We start from the raw sequence: 16,107 nt of genomic DNA on the forward strand, positions 1-16,107 counted from the left end.
CATGCCTGCAGAGCCGCAGCCGTCTCCTGATGCCACTGATGCTCCGGTACCTCATCGTCGCTCACATATCCGCTGAGGGTCATTGACTCCTCGACAAGGCCGTACCCACCACAGAGAGGCAAGACATTGTCCAGACAACACCTATCCGACAGGATGCGACACAGCCGTCGCTCCGTCGCCGGCTTCGCGGCGGTCGCCGTACTGGCCACCGCGATGGTCGCCTGTTCCCCCAGCTCGGAGGACGACCAGAAGGTCATCACCATCTTCGGCGAGCAGGGCGGGCAGATGGATCTGAACACCAACTCGTTCACCCTCCTCATGGAGGAGAAGTTCGACGTCGACATCCAGTTCGAGACGACCGGCTACGAATCCGGGGCGGCGAACGAGGCCCGCCAGGTCTCCCTGGCCGGCGGCGACCTGCCCGAGGCGTACATGCTCGTCCCGTGGGCTTCGCAGTTCAACAAGGCGGAGCTGCAGCGCTACGGCGACCAGGGTGTGATCCTCCCGCTGAACGACCTCATCGACAAGTACGCGCCGAACATCGCCGACGCCCTCGCCGCCGAGCCCGGCTTCGAGTCGCTCGCCACCGCACCCGACGGCAAGATCTGGGGACTGCCGCAGTGGAACGACTGCTACCACTGCTCCTACCCGTACAAGTTCTGGATCAACCAGGAATGGCTGAAAGCACTCGGACTCGACGCGCCGACGACACCCGATGAGTTCTTCGACGTCATGATGGCGTTCAAGACGGAAGACCCCAACGGCAACGGCGTCGCGGACGAGATCCCGATCACCGGCAGCTCGCAGTGGTCGATCGTGCCGTTCATCATGAACGCCTTCGTCTCCAACTCCTTCAACACCGGAGCCGGTGCGAACGGGCAGCCCATCTCCCTGGGACTCGACGGGGACACGGTACAGATGCAGCCGATGCAGGACGGATGGCGGGAGGGCCTGGCGTTCCTCAACAAGATGTGGGAGGCAGGGCTCATCGATCCCGCCGCGTTCTCGCAGGGTGACGACACCATGCAGGGCACGGGCAACAACGCCGAAGCGGTGATCGTCGGCGGGGCCACGGCCATCCACTCCGGCATCTTCGTGAGCATCGGTCAGGAAGACGGTCGCGACAACCAGTACTTCCCGATCGCGCCGCTCGAGGGACCCGGCGGTGCGAATGCGACATACCAGCTGCCGAGCATCCCCGGTGCCACCTTCGTCGTCACGAAGGCCGCCGACGAGACGGAGCAGAAGGTCATCATGGAGATGATGGACTACCTCTTCACCGAGGAAGGCCACATGCGCGGCGAGTTCGGCGAGCAGGACATCGGCTGGCGCGCGGCGGAGCCGGACGAGATCGCCCTCGACTCCGACCTCGAAGCGACCTTCTTCGACATCCTGGTGGATGAGGAGAACGAAGCCGACTACAACGGCAGCTGGGGCCCGATGGCCCAGGTGTTCGAGACCACGGAGTTCCGCAACGCCCAGGTGGCGCCGCTCGACATCAACACGCAGCCGGGCTTCGAGCGTCGACTCTTCGAGGCGACCGAGCTCTACGACGGCAAGGACTCCGATGCGATGTTCCCGTACTGGGACCTCTGGGTCCCCGTCGAGGAGGGCAACGAACTGTCCACGCTGACCGCCAACATCGAGAGCAATGTGGCGACATCGACCGCCGAGTTCGTCACCGGGGTGCGCGACCCGAACAGTGACGGCGACTGGAACGGCTACCTGGACGGCCTGAAGGGCCTGGGCGTCGACCGCTACCTGGAGATCTGGCAGGCCGCGTACGACGCGAGCTGACCGGAGTATTCCCTGATCGGGGGGCGAGGCGCAAGCCTCGCCCCCCGATTCGCTCATTCCACCCCACCCCGAAAGGATTCACTCATGCACACACGCACACTCGGCAACGACACCGTCGGCCGCACCGAGGTCGGAGCGATCGGGCTCGGCCTGATGACCTTCGACCAGACGGGCCATCAGCCCAGACCGCAGCTGCTCGACACCGTGCGCGCCGCGCTCGACGCCGGCGTCACCCTCTTCGACACCGCCGATGCCTACGGCCCCGGCGATGAGCTGGGTGCCGAGGCCCAGGGCGAGAACGAGAGGCTCATCGCCTCGATCCTCGACGAGCTGGGCGTGCGCGATCGCGTTCTCCTCGCCACCAAGGGCGGTGCGTTCCGCATCGAGGGCGGCGGCTGGGACCACGATGGTCGTCCGGAGCACCTGCGTCGCGCGGTCGATGCCAGCCTGTCTCGACTCGGAGTCGAACAGATCGCGCTCTGGCAGCACCACCGTCCCGACGCCACGATCGACTATGCGGAGACGATCGGCGCACTCACCGAGATCGCCGCCAGCGGCAAGGTGCGGATGATCGGGATCTCCAACGCAGACCCTGCGCAGATCCGGGCCGCGCACGCGGCGCTGGGCGACAGCCTGGTCAGCGTGCAGAACCAGTTCAGCCCGAAGTTCCGCAGCAGCCGACCCGAGATCGACGTCTGCAATGAACTGGGTCTGGCCTTCCTGGCCTGGAGCCCGCTCGGCGGGCTGTCGGATGCGAAGGAGCTGGCCGACCGGCATCCGGCCTTCCAGCAGGTGGCCGAGGCCCGCGGCGTGAGCGCCCAGCAGGTGGCGCTGGCGTGGGAGCTCGCGCAGGCGCCGGTGGTCATCCCGATCCCGGGAGCCAAGCGGCCGCAGTCGGTCATCGACTCCGCCGCGGCCGCCGACCTCGAGCTGACCACCGACGAGCTGGCCGCGCTCGACCAGGTCTGAGTCCCGCAGGCTGCACACCGCACCTGCACATCGCAGAGGACGCCCGCTCAGCGCACAGCGCTCAGCGGGCGTCCTCTGGTTTCAGCGGGCGTTCTTACGCCTTGGTGGAGAATGCCGCGTCGAAGGCGGCATCGGGTGGGGTGATCGCGGCGAGCTTCTGCACGAACGCGAGCGCCTCCGGGGCTCCGTGCAGGCGGTCCATGCCGGCGTCCTCCCACTCCACACTCGTCGGACCCGTGTACCCGATCGCATTCAGCGCGCGGAACAACGGCTCCCACTTCACCGCACCGTGCCCGGTGGAGACGAACGTCCACCCGCGCCGCGGATTCGCCCACGGCAGATGCGAGCCCAGCACCCCGTTACGGCCGTCAAGGTTCGTGATCGACTCCTTCACGTGCACGTGGAAGATGTGCTCCGCGAAATCCAGCACGAATGCGACCGAATCCAACTGCTGCCAGACGAAGTGCGACGGATCGAAGTTGAACCCGAAACTCGCCCGGTGCCCGATCGCGTCGAGCGTCGCCTTCGCGGTCCAATAGTCGTAGGCGATCTCCGACGGATGCACCTCGAGCGCGAACCGCACACCGACCTCCTCGAACACATCCAGGATCGGGTTCCACCGGTCGGCGAAGTCCTGGTACCCGGCCGCGATGAACTCATCCGACGCCGGCGGGAACATCGCCACGGCCTTCCAGATGCTCGACCCGGTGAACCCGTTCACCGTCGACACACCGAGCTTCGCGGCGAACCGGGCCGTGTCCTTCAGATCCTCCGCGGCGCGCTGTCGCACGCCCTCCGGGTCGCCGTCGCCCCATACCCGGTCGGAGAGGATGTCACGGTGGCGGACGTCGATCGGGTCGTCGCACACCGCCTGCCCGGTCAGGTGGTTCGAGATCGCCCACACCTGTAGCCCGTTGCGTTCCAGGATGTCGCGACGCGACTGCACATACTCCTCGTCGTCCCAGCGGGAGACGTCGATGTGGTCGCCCCAACAGGCGATCTCCAACCCGTCATACCCCCACTCCCCCGCAAGACGCGCGACCTCCTCGAACGGCAGATCGGCCCACTGACCGGTGAACAACGTGATCGGACGTGCCATGAACGACTCCTTCGTAGAAACGTGGCGGGTGATGCGGTGGAGGATGTGCGTCAGCGTACCCGGGTGTAGCGGCCTTCGTCGCCGGCGCTCTCCTCGACCGCCGCGAGCACCCGCTGCACCTGATAGGCGTCGGCGAACGTCGGCGGTTCCGGCGTGCCGTCGATCGATCGCACGAAGTCGACGACCTGGTGCGTGAACGTGTGCTCGTAGCCGAGACCGTGCCCGGTGGGCCACCACGCGTCCGCGTAGGGGTGCGCGGGATCGGTGGCCTGGATCGTGCGGAATCCGCGGCGATCGTCGGCGTCGTCCTCGCTGTAGTACTCGAGCTCGTTCATCCGCTCGAAGTCGAACGCGATCGAGCCGCGATCGCCGTTGATCTCGATGCGATTGGCATTGCGGTGCCCGAGCGCCATGCGCGTCGCCTCGAACACCCCGAGCGCGCCGCCGCTGAACCCGGCGATGAACGCCGCCGCGTCGTCGACGTCGACCGGCAGGCGCTCGGCGTCGAGGTCGCCCGTGCCGCCGAGTCCCACCTCGGCGCTCCGCTGGGGGCGTGAGGTCACGAACGTGCGGAGGTGCGCCGACACGCCCTCGATCCGTTCGCCGGTCAGCCACTGCGCGGTGTCGATGCTGTGCGCACCGATGTCGCCGAGAGCGCCGGAGCCCGCCGAGGCCCGGTCGAGACGCCAGGTGTGCGGGGAATCCGCGTCGCTCAGCCAGTCCTGCAGGTACTGGGCGCGCACATGCCGGATGGTGCCGAGGGCGCCCTCGGCGATCAGGCGACGGGCCGAGGCGAGCGCGGGCGTGCGACGGTAGCTGTAGCCGCACAGCGCGACGATGCCCTGCCGTGCGGCGGCATCCGCGGCGGCGACCATCTCGGCGGCATCCGCCGGATCGTTCGCGAGCGGCTTCTCGCACAGGACGTGCTTGCCTGCCCGGAGAGCCGCGATCGCGATCTCCGCGTGCGTGTCGCCCGGCGTGCAGATGTCGATCACATCGATGTCATCGCGTTCGACCACGGACCGCCAGTCGCCCGACCAGCTGTCCCAGCCCCAGTCGTGCGCCGCCTTCTGACCGCGCGTCTCATCGCGCGACACCAGCACCGAGAGCCGGGGCTCCCGCGGCAGGTCGAAGAAGCGTGGTGCGGTGCGCCAGGCGTGCGAGTGCGCCCGCGCCATGAAGCCTGCACCGATCACGGCCACCCGCAGCGGACTCGTCGTCATGACGCCACTTCCTCTCGCTCGATCGCCGGGTGTTCCGGCTCCAGTTCCAGTTCTACCGTGGCGAAGGAGTGCGGCGGCAGGGTCACGGTCAACATCCCGTCGCGCAGCACGGTCTCGAGCGCGCGCGGGGCCACCCGGTCGGGCGTCTCGGCATCGTTGAACGCCGAGGCCTCGTCACCGGTGAGCACGCGAGCCCCGGTGACATTCGCTCCTCGACCGCGCAGATCGATGCTCACGGTGCAGTCGGCGTCGAGCCCGAGGTGGCTGAGCGAGATCAGCGCGGTGTCGTCCCGCGTCGAAGCCGACATCGACACCAGCGGGAGATCCTCGCCGCGCACGCGGGCCGTCGGCACCTGGCGCAGATGCGTCGGCAGGTGCAGCGCGTCCTGATGCCCCTTGTTCATCTCGAACACGTGGTACGTCGGCGTCAGCACGAGCGTGTCGCCGTCGGTGAGGACCATGGCCTGCAGCACGTTGACCGTCTGCGCGATGTTCGCCATCGAGATGCGGCGCGCGTAGCGGTGGAAGACGTCGAAGTGCATCCCCGCCACCAGCGCATCGCGCACGGTGTTCTGCTGGAAGAGGAAGCCGGGGTTCGTGCCGTCCTCGACGTTCCACCAGGTTCCCCACTCATCGCACACGAGCGAGACGCGGTTCTCGGGATCGTACGAGTCCATCACGGCCACGTGTCCCCGCACGACGCGCTCGACGTCGGCGGCGTAGGCCATCGTCTCGTAGTACTTCTCGTCGCTGAAGGGAGCGGCATCCTCGGTGTTGATGCCCGAGCCGGAGTGCGTGTAGTAGTGGAACGAGATCGCCTGGTACGGCAGGTTGCCGTAGAGCGTGCAGCCGTGGCACTCCATGAGCGTCTTCATCAGCACGCGCGTCCAGTCGAGGTCGTCCTCGTTGGCGCCGGCCGCGATGCGGGTGAGCCGGTTGTCGCCGTGATTGTGGGTGAAGGTGGCGTAGCGCCGGGCCTCCTCGGCGTAGTGCGCGGCCGACATGTTTCCGCCGCATCCCCACGCCTCGTTCCCGAGTCCCCAGAACGGGACCTTCCACGGCTCGTCCCGGCCGTTCTCCCGCCGGAGCCGCGCCATCGGGCTGTCGTCGCCCCGGGTCAGGTACTCGACCCACTCGGACATCTCCTGCACGGTGCCGCTGCCGATGTTGCCGTTGACGTAGGCGTCGGCGCCGAGCAGGTCGCAGAGGTCCATGAACTCGTGCGTGCCGAAGTGGTTGTTCTCCACCACGTCGCCCCAGTTGGTGTTCGCGATCTGCGGCCGCAGCTCGCGCGGACCGATGCCGTCGCGCCAGTGATAGGTGTCGGCGAAGCATCCGCCCGGCCAGCGGAGGTTCGGGATGTCGAGGGCCTTCAGGGCCTCGACGATGTCGAGACGGATGCCGCGCACGTTCGGGATCGCGGAGTCCTCGCCCACCCAGAAGCCGTCGTAGATGCAACGGCCCAGATGCTCGGCGAAGTGCCCGTAGATGTGCCGGTTGATGCGATCGCCGGTCACGTCGAGGTCGATGATCGCGCGCGCGGTCGTGGTGGTGGTCAACGCTTTCTCCAGGAGTTCTCGGGGGTGAAGGGGATGAGTGCCGGCCGCTCCGGAGCAGTGGTCAGGTCGATGCGTCGGCCGCTGGCCGCGGACTCCGTCAGCGCCGTCATGATCTCGAGCACGTGCAGGGCGATGTCGCCGCGTGCGCTCCCGGCGCCGGTGGCGAGGCGGTCGAGGACGCCGATCCCGCGACCGGCGTTCTCGTACCCGGCGCGCTCGGTCACCGGGGTCCAGACGCCCTCCCCCGGCCGCCGCAGCCGCACGACGCCCTCGAAGAGGTTGGGGTCGGGCACCGACAGCGTGCCGGTCTCTCCGTGGACCTCGAGCGGAGCGGCATCCGTCGCCGTCCCGTCGAAGCTGAAGGTGACGGTCGACACCGCTCCGCCGACGTGCTCGAGGATGCCGGTCACATGGGTGTCGATCTCGACCGGGATGGTCTCCCCCGCCCGCGGTCCCGAGCCGATCGTGCGCACGGCCTTCGGGCGGGACGACGCCCCGGAGACGCGGGCGACCGGGCCCAGCAGATGGAACAGCGTCGTGAGGTAGTACGGCCCCATGTCGAACAGGGGCCCACCCCCGTCGCGGTAGTAGAAGTCGGGGTGCGGATGCCACGCCTCGTGCCCCGATGAGACCCAGGTCGCCACTGCGGCGACGGGGCGGCCGATGGTGCCGGCATCCACCGCGGCCCGCGCTGTCTGCACACCCGTGCCGAGCACGGTGTCCGGCGCGCAGCCGACCCAGGCCGACCCGCCGGCCTCGATGACCAGGCGGGCATCGTCGAGCGTCGCCGCGAGCGGCTTCTCCCCGAAGACGTTCTTGCCTCCCGCGAGCGCAGCGAGCGCGACCTCGGCGTGCGCGGCCGGGATCGTGAGGTTGATGACGGTGTCGACGGACGGGTCCGAGACGAGGTCGTCGACGCTGAGCGCGCGGCACCCCGGATACCGGGCGGCGACCGCCTCGGCTCTGGCGGTGTCGAGGTCGGCGGTCGCGGCGATGCGCACGTCCGGGTGCGCGCCGAGCGTGTCGAGGTACTGCGTCGAGATGACGCCGAGACCCACTATTCCTATGCCGTGCGGCTGGCCCACAGCATCCCCCTCTCGATGATGGTGCGGACGCTCGTGTCGCGCAGGACGGCGAGGCTGTGCCCCGGTGTGGCGACGAACACCCGGCCCTGACCCCATTCGCGGGTCCAGACGGCCGGTGACGTGATCGGCCGATGCCACGGGTGGAACGGCTGCACAGGGTGGGTGGTCGTGGCGAGGACGTCGTTGAGGTCATCGGTCAGCACCCAGTACTGCTCGGTGCGGAGCGTGAAGTCCTCGATGCCCGCCATGATCTCGTGCCCGCGGCCGAGGTCGGTGACGTCGACGGTGTAGCAGAGGAAGTTGTCGGCCTCGCCGCCCTCGCGCGCGTCCGGGTGCTTGCCGGGGTGGGTGGCGAACTGGCCGCCGACGAGCTGCAGGTAGTCGGAGCTGTTGCGGTACGAGTCGGCGATGCCGCCGTGCCATCCGGCGAGGCCCGTGCCGCGCTCGACCGCACCGCGGAGGCCCTTCAGCGCCTCGTCCGAGATGTCCGACATCGTGACGCTCTGCACGATGAGGTCGGTGCGGTCCATCTCCTCGCGGTCGGCGTAGATCTCGTTGGAGTCCTCGACCCGCACGTCGAAACCGTTGTCGGCCAGGAACGGGAGGAACATGTCGGTGGACTCGACGGGGCGGTGCCCTTCCCAGCCCCCGCGCACCACGAGTGCTCTGCGCGCGGTCATGGCGTCTCCTCCCACCGGGCGCCCGGTTCGTCAGGGCGTACCTCGGTTCTGCGCGCGTTCCGCGCTGTCGGCAGCGTCGTCTTCATCGACAAGTCCCTCCGCATCGACGGGCATGTGTGCAACCTCCGACACGATGCCACCGACGTGTGGCGGAGTGCACGGATTTTGCGCAAAAATGGTGCGATGACCACGTCGCCGCGCATCACGCTCACCGACGTCGCGAAGCGCGCGGGGGTCAGCGTGGCCACGGCGTCACGCGCGCTGCGGGCACGGGGCGAGATGGCGGCGGACACCCGATCGCGCGTGCTGCGCGCGGCGACGGAGCTCGGATACCCCACCGTCGGGCAGGTGCGCGGGCGTCCGCGACGCGGCACATCGCTGATGTTCGACCTGGTGCTCGGGCACTTCCACGATCCCTACACGCAGGAGATCACGGCGGGTGCCCGCACCACCGCCTCCGAGCTCGGCTACGACCTGGTCCTCACGGCCGAGCGCGACGATCCGGCGGACGACTGGCCGGAACGCATCCGCTCCCGAGGCTCCGCCGGCATCATCGTCGGCCTCATCGTGCCGACCAGCACCCAGATCGCCGCGATGCGTCGCGCCTCCATCCCGCTGGTGCTGATGGAACCGCCCTCGGAGGCGTCGAGCCCCCTGCCGAGCCTGCGGACCACCGATCGTGCGGGTGGCGGCGCGGCAGCCAGGCACCTGATCGAGCGGGGCGCTCAGCGCTTCATCGTGATCGGCGGAGCACCGTCCTATCGCTACGGACGCGCACGGGTGGACGGCTTCGTCCGCACCATCGACGAGATCGCACCGGGCGCGGCGTGCGTGCGCACCAGCGCGGACTGGAGCGCCTGGGATGCCCGGAGGGCGTGCGCCCGCGCGCTCGCGGAGCTGCCGGGCAGCGGGCCGATCGGGGTGTTCGCCTGCTCCGACGAGATGGCCGCCGGCGCCTACCGCGCGATCGCCGACAGCGGCCGGAGCATCCCCCGCGACGTCCTGGTCGTGGGCTTCGACGATGTGCGCGGAGCGCGCTGGCTGCATCCGTCACTGACCACGATCCGCCAGCCGATCCGTGAGATGGCTTCGGCGGCGGTGCGCATCCTCGCCCAGGCGACGGCGGGCGGCGAGGTCTCGACCGAGGCCATCGTCATGCCGACCGAGCTCGTCGAGCGCGGCTCGACCCGCCCGCTCGTCAGGGAGTGACCGCCGGACGCACCGGGAAGTAGACCGAGTAGCGCTCGTCGGTCACCTCGTTGAGCGGGATGAAGCGGATGCCGGCGTCGCGGCCGACGGTGCGATACCGCACCAGCCACTGGGTCCACTGCCGCTCGTCGTCGGCGGCGAGGAGGGTGGATGGCTTTGCCGGGTCGCCCTCCAGGCAGACCTCCCTGTCGACGAGGCCAGCGAGGACGATCGGCCCCTCGACGAACGCGACCGTGTCGGGCTCATCCGGGATCGGCACGGTGCGCAGCACGAAGGGGAACTCCACATCGACGGCCGTCTCCCCGCCGGGATGAACGAGCTCGAGGAACCGGTCGTCGCGCTGCCACGACGCGGCGGTCGTCACCACCGGCTCGCTCGACGTCCACTCCGGGATGCGGAGGCGCACCCGCGCGGCCGCTCCCTCCGCCGAGCTGACGGTGACCTGCACGCGCAGCGCCTGCGGGCGGTGCAGTTCGCCACCGGGACCGCCGTTCGCATCGGGGCCGACGTAGCTGGCGTCGTCGCGGAGGCGCACCTCGACGGTAACGGGCTGACCGGATGCCGTGGCCTCCGCCCGCACCGGCAGGTACTGCGCGACCGTCAGCGTGGTGTCGTCTGCGTAGACGGCGAGCGGCGCGATACGCGTGTGCGCCTGCACGAGACTCCCGTGGCAGCACCAGAAGTCCTCCGTCGGCGTGCCCCAGTTCTTGCGAGCGCCGCCCTCCAACGGCAGGAAGTACGCGACCATGCCCGTCTCCGGATGCTGCTGCGCGAGCAGTCCGTTGTGCAGATTCGCCTCGATGTAGTCGAGGTGCGCGGGGTCGCCGCCCCAGCGATACAGCACGTCGGCGAGCCGGATCATGTTGTACACCGAGCAGTGCTCCTGCGTCTTCGGTCCGCGGCGAGCCGCGAAGGAGAACGGCGGCGTCCAGATCTCGCCCGACGTCTGGCCGCCGGTGCAGAAGGTGCCGCGGCGGGTGACCGCCCACTCCCAGTACTGTTCGACGACGCGCTTCCAGCGCTCTTCGCCCGTGACCTCGTACGCGCGGGCGGCACCGAGCACCTCGGGAATCGTCGTGTTGGCGTGCATGTTGGTGAGCGCGTCCTCTCCGGCCAGCAGCGCGTCGAACAGCGAACCGTGCCAGTAGAGCTCGAGGAGCTCACGATAGAGGTCGTCGCCGGTGGCCTCGAGGAGGTCGGCCCAGACCTCCAGCATCCCCCCGGTCTCCATGTCGAGGATCTGCTGGAACTTCTCCCGCTCGAAGCCTCGCGCCCACTCGGCGATGGCGCCGGCCGCGCGGTGCGCGATCCGCAGCGCGCGCTCGTCACCGAGGTCGCGGTACACGTCGACGAGCCCCATGAACGTCTTGTGGATCGCGTACTGCGGCGCCCAGACGTCGCGGCCCTCCGCGAGCCGGCGGAGGAAGGAGGGTGGAGTCGCGAAGACCCACTCACCCCCGTTCTCCTCCTGGCACCGGGCGAGCAGATCGAGCACCCCGTCGAGCTTGGCGCGCAGCATGACGTCTCCGGTCGCCGCGGTCTCGCGGGCCGCCGCCGACATCCAGTGGCCGAGGAAGTGCCCGCGCAGCAGCGAGCCCGGCGTCTCCCACCCCCAGTGCCGGTCGAGCCCCCGGTCGGCCGCCGACGAACCGGACGGCTTCAGGTGCCAGAGCTGGTCGCCGATGCCCGCCTCGATCAGGTGGTTCTGCACCAGATTGCGCTCGGACAGCGACACGAGGTAGTCGCGATTGCGGCGCCGACGCCGGTCGAAGGTCCCCGCGGTGAGGCGCACGGCCGAGGGCGGGAGAGCGAGAGCGGACATGGATCCTCCTGGGTTTGCGAGATCGATCTCTGACTGTACTCCAGCGGGGCGGCCGTGCAGAATGGTCGGCATGCACTCCCCTCGCGTGATCCACCTCACCGCCGGCGATGTCTCCCTCGTGCTGGCAGCGTTCTCGGACGATCTCCCGGTCATCCTGCACTGGGGGGCCAGGGTAACCGCGACCGATCAGGACCTGGAGGCCTTCGCTCTTGCCGAGCAAAGACCAGGTCTGGGTGGGATTTCTGATCTTCCGTACCGGCCGTCGGTCCTTCCCGAGCACAGCCGAGGGTGGTTCGGTCGCCCCGGACTGAGTGCGCATCGCGGGGGCGCCGGGTGGGCGCCCGCGTTCCGCGTCGACACGATCGCGGTCGACGGGACACCGGTTCCCGCGGGGGTGATCCAGGCCGGAGCGGCGTCGATCCAGGTTGACGCGCACGACGAACACGCGACGATCTCGGTCAATCTGGAGATCGATCTCACGACCGCGGGACTGCTCCGCCTGCGCTCCAGCGTTCGCAACGACGCGGCGGAGGGCGCGCCGCTGGAGGTCGAAGACCTCATGGTCGCCTTGCCGGTCCCGACGCGAGCGACCGAGATGCTCGACTTCTCCGGACGCTGGGCGCACGAGCGCATCGCGCAGCGGCACCGCGTGGTGCGCGGCACCCACGGCCGCCCCTCGCGGCGAGGGCGGACCGGCCTGGATGCCACGACCGTGATGCTCGCCGGCACCCCGGGGTTCTCCGCCGAGGCGGGGGAGGTCTGGATGTTCCACGTCGGCTTCAGCGGCGATCATGAGCACGCCCTCGAACGCGGCGACGGGACGCTGGCCTTCCGCGGCGGTGAGCTGCTCCTGCCCGGCGAGATCCGACTCGATCCCGGCAAGGAGTACGTCGGCCCGTGGGTCTACGGCAGTCACGGCGCGGGGTGGGATGCCGCTTCCGCACGGTTCCACGCCTTCCTGCGCGGCGTCTCGCGGTCGGCGCGAAGGGACCGGCCCGTCACCCTCAACGTCTGGGAGGCGGTCTACTTCGATCAGGATGCCGCCACCCTCACCGACCTCGCCGAGCGCGGTGCCGCACTCGGGGTCGAGAGGTTCGTGCTCGACGACGGCTGGTTCCGGGGTCGCACCGACGACCGCGCCGGCCTCGGCGACTGGCAGCCCGATCCGGTGGCGTGGCCCGATGGGTTGCGACCGCTCGCCGATCGGGTGCGCGACCTCGGGATGGAGTTCGGGCTGTGGGTCGAGCCCGAGATGATCAACGAGGACTCCGATCTCGCCCGCGCCCATCCCGACTGGATCCTGCGGGCCGGCGAAGAACTCCCCGCCCAGTACCGCTTCCAGCAGGTGCTGGATCTCACCCAGCCGGAAGCCTTCGCGTACATCCTCGGCTCGCTCGACGGGCTGATCCGCGACATCGGCGTCAGCTACCTCAAGTGGGACCACAACCGCGACCTCGTCTCGGCCGGGCACCCGGCCACCGGCGCGCCCGCCGTGCACGAGCAGACGCTCGCTCTGTACCGACTGCTCGACGAGCTGCGGGCACGACACCCCGAGCTCGAGATCGAGAGCTGCGCCTCCGGCGGCGGCCGCGTGGATCTCGGCATCCTGGAGCGCAGCGATCGCATCCATCCCTCCGACAGCCATGACCCGATCGACCGCTTCGACATCCTGCGGAACACCGGTCTGCTCGTGCCGCCCGAGATGATGGGCTCGCACGTCGCCTCGCGGGTGTCGAGCGTGACCGGACGCACGTCCGACCTCCACTTCCGGTGCGCCGTGGCCTTCCTCGGGCATTTCGGCATCGAGTGGGACATCCGCGAGCTGAGCGACGGGGAACGCGACGAGCTCGCGACGTGGATCGCCCGTTTCCGTCGTCTTCGTCCGCTCATCCAGACCGGGCGCACCGTCGGCGGCGGCGAGGACGACCCGTCGGCCCCGTCGATGCGCGGTGTCGTCGCCGAGGATCGCGGCGAGGCGCTGTACACCGTCGTGACGCCGAGGACGACGGCCGACACCCTCGCTCGGATCCGCTTCGCGGGGTTGGACCCCGCGAAGCGCTACCGGCTGACGGCCAGCGTGCCGGACTCGCTCGGACCGCCCTGGCAGGTGCCCGACTGGCTGCGGGCGCCCGACCTCGACGATGACGGACCGGCGCCCGTGTTCTCCGGTGCTCTGCTGTCGACGGCCGGGCTGGAGTTCCCGACGTTCCATCCGGAACGCGCGGTGGTCGTGCACCTCCGCGCCGAGGAGGCTTCGTGAGCGATGCGCGCCGGGCCGCCGCCGCACTGCCGCCGATGGGCTGGAACAGCTGGGACTGCTTCGGCTCCTCCGTCACGGAGGAGGAGGTCATCCGCAACGCCGAGTTCCTGGCGGAGCACCTCGCACCGTTCGGGTGGGACACGGTCGTCGTCGACATCCAGTGGTACGAGTCCGATCCGGGCCATCACGACTACCGCGAGGTGTCGCGGCCCGAGCTCGACGAGTGGGGCCGTCCGCTGCCCGCGGTCAGCCGGTTCCCGTCGGCGGTCGGGGGGTCCTTCCGGCCGCTCGCCGACCGCATCCACGCCCTCGGTCTGCGGTTCGGCGTGCACATGATGCGCGGAGTGCCGCGCGTCGCGGCGGAGCAGGAGCTGCCCGTACTCGGCGCGCCCGGTGCGACCTGCGCGAGCATCGCCGATCGGACGAACGTGTGCCCGTGGAATCCCGACAACTTCGGCGTAGACATGAGTGCGCCCGGCGCCCAGGAGTACTACGACTCGCTCGCCGCGCAGTTCGCCGACTGGGGCGTGGACTTCATCAAGCTCGATGACGTGCTCTATCCGCCGGTGCAGACAGCGGAGGTCGCGGCGTTCTCCCGGGCGATCGACCGCACCGGACGCCCGATGGTGCTCAGCCTCTCCCCCGGCAAGCAGCTGTCGACCGCGCACCTGGAGACGCTGCGCACGCACGCCCAGCTGTGGCGCATCTCGGACGACCTCTGGGACGAGTGGCCGCAGGTGCGGGAGCAGTTCCAGCGCGCGGCTCGCTGGGCGCCGCTGCAGCAGTCGGGTGCGTGGGCGGATGCCGACATGCTGCCGTTCGGGCGCATCGGCATCCGCGGGCATGTCGGCCGTGACCGGATCAGCCGCCTCACGGTGGAGGAGCAGCGCACCGTGATGACCCTGTGGTGCCTGCTGCGCTCCCCGCTCATGTTCGGAGGCCACCTGCCGGACACCCCGGCCGAGACGCTCGCGCTCCTGACGCGCCGCGCGGTGCTGGCGCTCCGCGAAGGGCGGGATGCGGGCGAGATCGTGCGCGACGGCGATCTGGTGGTCTGGAGATCACAGGTCGGCGACCGCGAGTATCGCGCGCTGTTCTGGCTCGGCGATGAACCGAAGACCCTGCGCGCCCACGTCGACGACCTCGGCGTCGATCCAGCCGCGTTCACCGGTGCGTGCGAAGACGCGTGGTCCGGCGAGACACGTGCCGTCGACGACGGATGGGTCGAGGTCGACGTACCCGCGCACGGCGTGCGGCTGCTCATGTTCGGGTGAGGCGGATTCGCGGGAAGCCGTGATCCGCGAAGCCGCGGCTCGTGTCACTCAGCGCGGCGGACCACCCTCCCACTCACGCAGTTGGTCGGCGATCTCGACTTCCCCTGCCGCCTCGGCTTCGGCGAGCGCCGCGGCACCGGCGCGCGCGAAGACGGAGTCCAGCTCGACCCTGCTTCCGGTCGCCGCCGACTCCCCTGCCGCCTCGACCATCGCCAGGCTGCGGATGTTGCGGCGGATCTCCCCGGACGGAGCTTCGCCCCCGCCCAGCGCGGTCAGGAACTCCGTGAGCGCGGCGTCGAGCCCCTCGCTCGCCGAACCCACCGGCACGTCCTGCCCCGGCCCCTCCGCGCCCTGCATCCGCACGGTCGTCTCACCGTCCCACGTCGCCGAACCGAGCGGCGCGCTGCCCCGCCAGTCCCCGTTCCACGATGTCATCAGGCCGTCGGCGCACCAGCTCCCGGCGTATCCGAAGCGCGAGCCGTCCGAGAAGCGGAAGATCGCCTGCGCCGCAGCTGCCCCGCGGTACCAGCTCCACGAGGGCGAGAACTCTTCGCAGTAGACCGACTCCGGCTCGCTCCCGAGCAGGAACCGCGCCTGGTCGAACTGGTGGATCGCCATGTCGACCAGCAGCGGCGAGGCCATCTCGTCGCGGAACCCGCCGAACCGGGGGTTCTGGAAGAACTGCGTCTCGAGCTGGCCCGCGCCGCCGAGATCACGCAGCGTCTCGCGGAAGGCACTGATCCCGGCCGAGTGCCGGCGCGACTGGCTGGTCGCGAGCAGCACCCCGCGCGTGACGCTCAGTGCGCTGAGCCACATCGCGTCCGCCACGGTCGGGGTCACCGGCTTCTCACTGAGCACCGGGACGCGGGCGCGGATCGCGGCCTCGCTCACCTCCCGGTGCGCCTCGGGGATCGTGACGTTCAGCAGCAGATCGGCCGGCGCCTCGCGCAGCGCGGTGGCCACATCGTCGAAGACCGGCACATCCCAGCCGCGCTCCGCCGCCGCTGCTCGCGCCGCCGAGGGATTGATGTCGACGACGGCCGACGCGCGCAGACCCTCCCTCGCCTGCACGACATCCATCCATGCCCGGCCCATGCCGCCGGCCCCGACCACGATGACGTCGCGCATGG

The 16,107-nt window shown here is 69.8% G+C and carries 12 protein-coding genes; 5 read left to right on the plus strand and 7 right to left on the minus strand.

Annotation, left to right across the window (positions count from 1 at the left end; all coding sequences use genetic code 11):
- Nucleotides 1-153 precede the first annotated feature (153 nt).
- The gene (locus QFZ21_RS08390) at nt 154-1,797 is read left to right on the plus strand and encodes an extracellular solute-binding protein (RefSeq protein WP_307376591.1); all 1,644 of its coding nucleotides are present in this window, start codon (nt 154-156) and stop codon (nt 1,795-1,797) included.
- A gap of 84 nt (nt 1,798-1,881) precedes the next feature.
- Nucleotides 1,882-2,766 (plus strand): aldo/keto reductase, encoded by an 885-nt coding sequence (locus tag QFZ21_RS08395; protein WP_307376594.1) that lies wholly within the window; start codon nt 1,882-1,884, stop codon nt 2,764-2,766.
- Between the two features lie 94 nt (nt 2,767-2,860).
- On the opposite strand, the gene QFZ21_RS08400 is transcribed toward QFZ21_RS08395, so the two are convergent.
- The 5 genes from QFZ21_RS08400 to QFZ21_RS08420 are packed head-to-tail and all read right to left on the minus strand — an operon-like array spanning nt 2,861 to nt 8,412.
- Nucleotides 2,861-3,865: a sugar phosphate isomerase/epimerase gene (locus QFZ21_RS08400; protein ID WP_307376597.1), complete on the minus strand. Its 1,005-nt coding sequence runs from the start codon at nt 3,863-3,865 to the stop codon at nt 2,861-2,863.
- A 50-nt stretch (nt 3,866-3,915) separates the two neighbouring features.
- Nucleotides 3,916-5,088: a Gfo/Idh/MocA family protein gene (locus QFZ21_RS08405; RefSeq protein ID WP_307376600.1), complete on the minus strand. Its 1,173-nt coding sequence runs from the start codon at nt 5,086-5,088 to the stop codon at nt 3,916-3,918.
- A complete protein-coding gene (locus QFZ21_RS08410; protein WP_307376602.1) occupies nt 5,085-6,647 on the minus strand; it encodes an alpha-N-arabinofuranosidase in 1,563 nt (520 codons plus the stop codon). Before QFZ21_RS08410 ends, QFZ21_RS08405 begins: the two co-directional genes overlap by 4 nt.
- Nucleotides 6,644-7,732 carry a Gfo/Idh/MocA family protein gene (locus QFZ21_RS08415; RefSeq protein ID WP_307376604.1) on the minus strand — a complete coding sequence of 363 codons (1,089 nt, stop codon included), beginning with the start codon at nt 7,730-7,732 and terminating at the stop codon, nt 6,644-6,646. Before QFZ21_RS08415 ends, QFZ21_RS08410 begins: the two co-directional genes overlap by 4 nt.
- Nucleotides 7,711-8,412 carry a ThuA domain-containing protein gene (locus tag QFZ21_RS08420; protein ID WP_307376606.1) on the minus strand — a complete coding sequence of 234 codons (702 nt, stop codon included), beginning with the start codon at nt 8,410-8,412 and terminating at the stop codon, nt 7,711-7,713. The genes QFZ21_RS08415 and QFZ21_RS08420 overlap by 22 nt, the downstream gene beginning before the upstream one ends.
- Nucleotides 8,413-8,595: 183 nt before the next feature.
- Between QFZ21_RS08420 and QFZ21_RS08425 the strand changes: the two genes are divergently transcribed.
- Nucleotides 8,596-9,621 (plus strand): LacI family DNA-binding transcriptional regulator, encoded by a 1,026-nt coding sequence (locus tag QFZ21_RS08425; RefSeq protein WP_307376609.1) that lies wholly within the window; start codon nt 8,596-8,598, stop codon nt 9,619-9,621.
- On the opposite strand, the gene QFZ21_RS08430 is transcribed toward QFZ21_RS08425, so the two are convergent.
- Complete coding sequence (locus tag QFZ21_RS08430; RefSeq protein ID WP_307376612.1) at nt 9,611-11,443, minus strand: beta-L-arabinofuranosidase domain-containing protein; 1,833 nt, start codon at nt 11,441-11,443, stop codon at nt 9,611-9,613. The two genes, QFZ21_RS08425 and QFZ21_RS08430, sit on opposite strands and share 11 nt — an antisense overlap.
- A gap of 70 nt (nt 11,444-11,513) precedes the next feature.
- Here QFZ21_RS08430 and QFZ21_RS08435 point away from each other — a divergent pair, with 70 nt between their 5' ends.
- Together QFZ21_RS08435 and QFZ21_RS08440 are read left to right on the plus strand one after the other, a co-directional pair.
- Nucleotides 11,514-13,703: an alpha-galactosidase gene (locus QFZ21_RS08435; protein ID WP_307376614.1), complete on the plus strand. Its 2,190-nt coding sequence runs from the start codon at nt 11,514-11,516 to the stop codon at nt 13,701-13,703.
- On the plus strand, nt 13,700-14,977 hold the full coding sequence (locus QFZ21_RS08440; RefSeq protein WP_307376616.1) for a glycoside hydrolase family 27 protein: 1,278 nt from the start codon (nt 13,700-13,702) through the stop codon (nt 14,975-14,977). Before QFZ21_RS08435 ends, QFZ21_RS08440 begins: the two co-directional genes overlap by 4 nt.
- A gap of 48 nt (nt 14,978-15,025) precedes the next feature.
- Here QFZ21_RS08440 and QFZ21_RS08445 read toward each other — a convergent pair whose 3' ends face one another.
- Nucleotides 15,026-16,105, minus strand: a complete 1,080-nt coding sequence (locus QFZ21_RS08445; RefSeq protein WP_307376619.1) for a Gfo/Idh/MocA family protein — start codon at nt 16,103-16,105, stop codon at nt 15,026-15,028.
- Nucleotides 16,106-16,107: the final 2 nt, after the last annotated feature.

The sequence above is a fragment of the Microbacterium sp. W4I20 genome, from assembly GCF_030816505.1.
Taxonomy (GTDB): domain Bacteria; phylum Actinomycetota; class Actinomycetes; order Actinomycetales; family Microbacteriaceae; genus Microbacterium.

Coding starts and splice junctions, on each gene's coding strand:
- QFZ21_RS08430 (WP_307376612.1), bottom strand. CDS start 11,443: ATGTCCGCTCTCGCTCTCCCGCCCTCGGCCGTGCGCCTCACCGCGGGG.
- QFZ21_RS08390 (WP_307376591.1), top strand. CDS start 154: ATGCGACACAGCCGTCGCTCCGTCGCCGGCTTCGCGGCGGTCGCCGTA.
- QFZ21_RS08400 (WP_307376597.1), bottom strand. CDS start 3,865: ATGGCACGTCCGATCACGTTGTTCACCGGTCAGTGGGCCGATCTGCCG.
- QFZ21_RS08435 (WP_307376614.1), top strand. CDS start 11,514: ATGCACTCCCCTCGCGTGATCCACCTCACCGCCGGCGATGTCTCCCTC.
- QFZ21_RS08425 (WP_307376609.1), top strand. CDS start 8,596: ATGACCACGTCGCCGCGCATCACGCTCACCGACGTCGCGAAGCGCGCG.
- QFZ21_RS08420 (WP_307376606.1), bottom strand. CDS start 8,412: ATGACCGCGCGCAGAGCACTCGTGGTGCGCGGGGGCTGGGAAGGGCAC.
- QFZ21_RS08395 (WP_307376594.1), top strand. CDS start 1,882: ATGCACACACGCACACTCGGCAACGACACCGTCGGCCGCACCGAGGTC.
- QFZ21_RS08405 (WP_307376600.1), bottom strand. CDS start 5,088: ATGACGACGAGTCCGCTGCGGGTGGCCGTGATCGGTGCAGGCTTCATG.
- QFZ21_RS08445 (WP_307376619.1), bottom strand. CDS start 16,105: ATGCGCGACGTCATCGTGGTCGGGGCCGGCGGCATGGGCCGGGCATGG.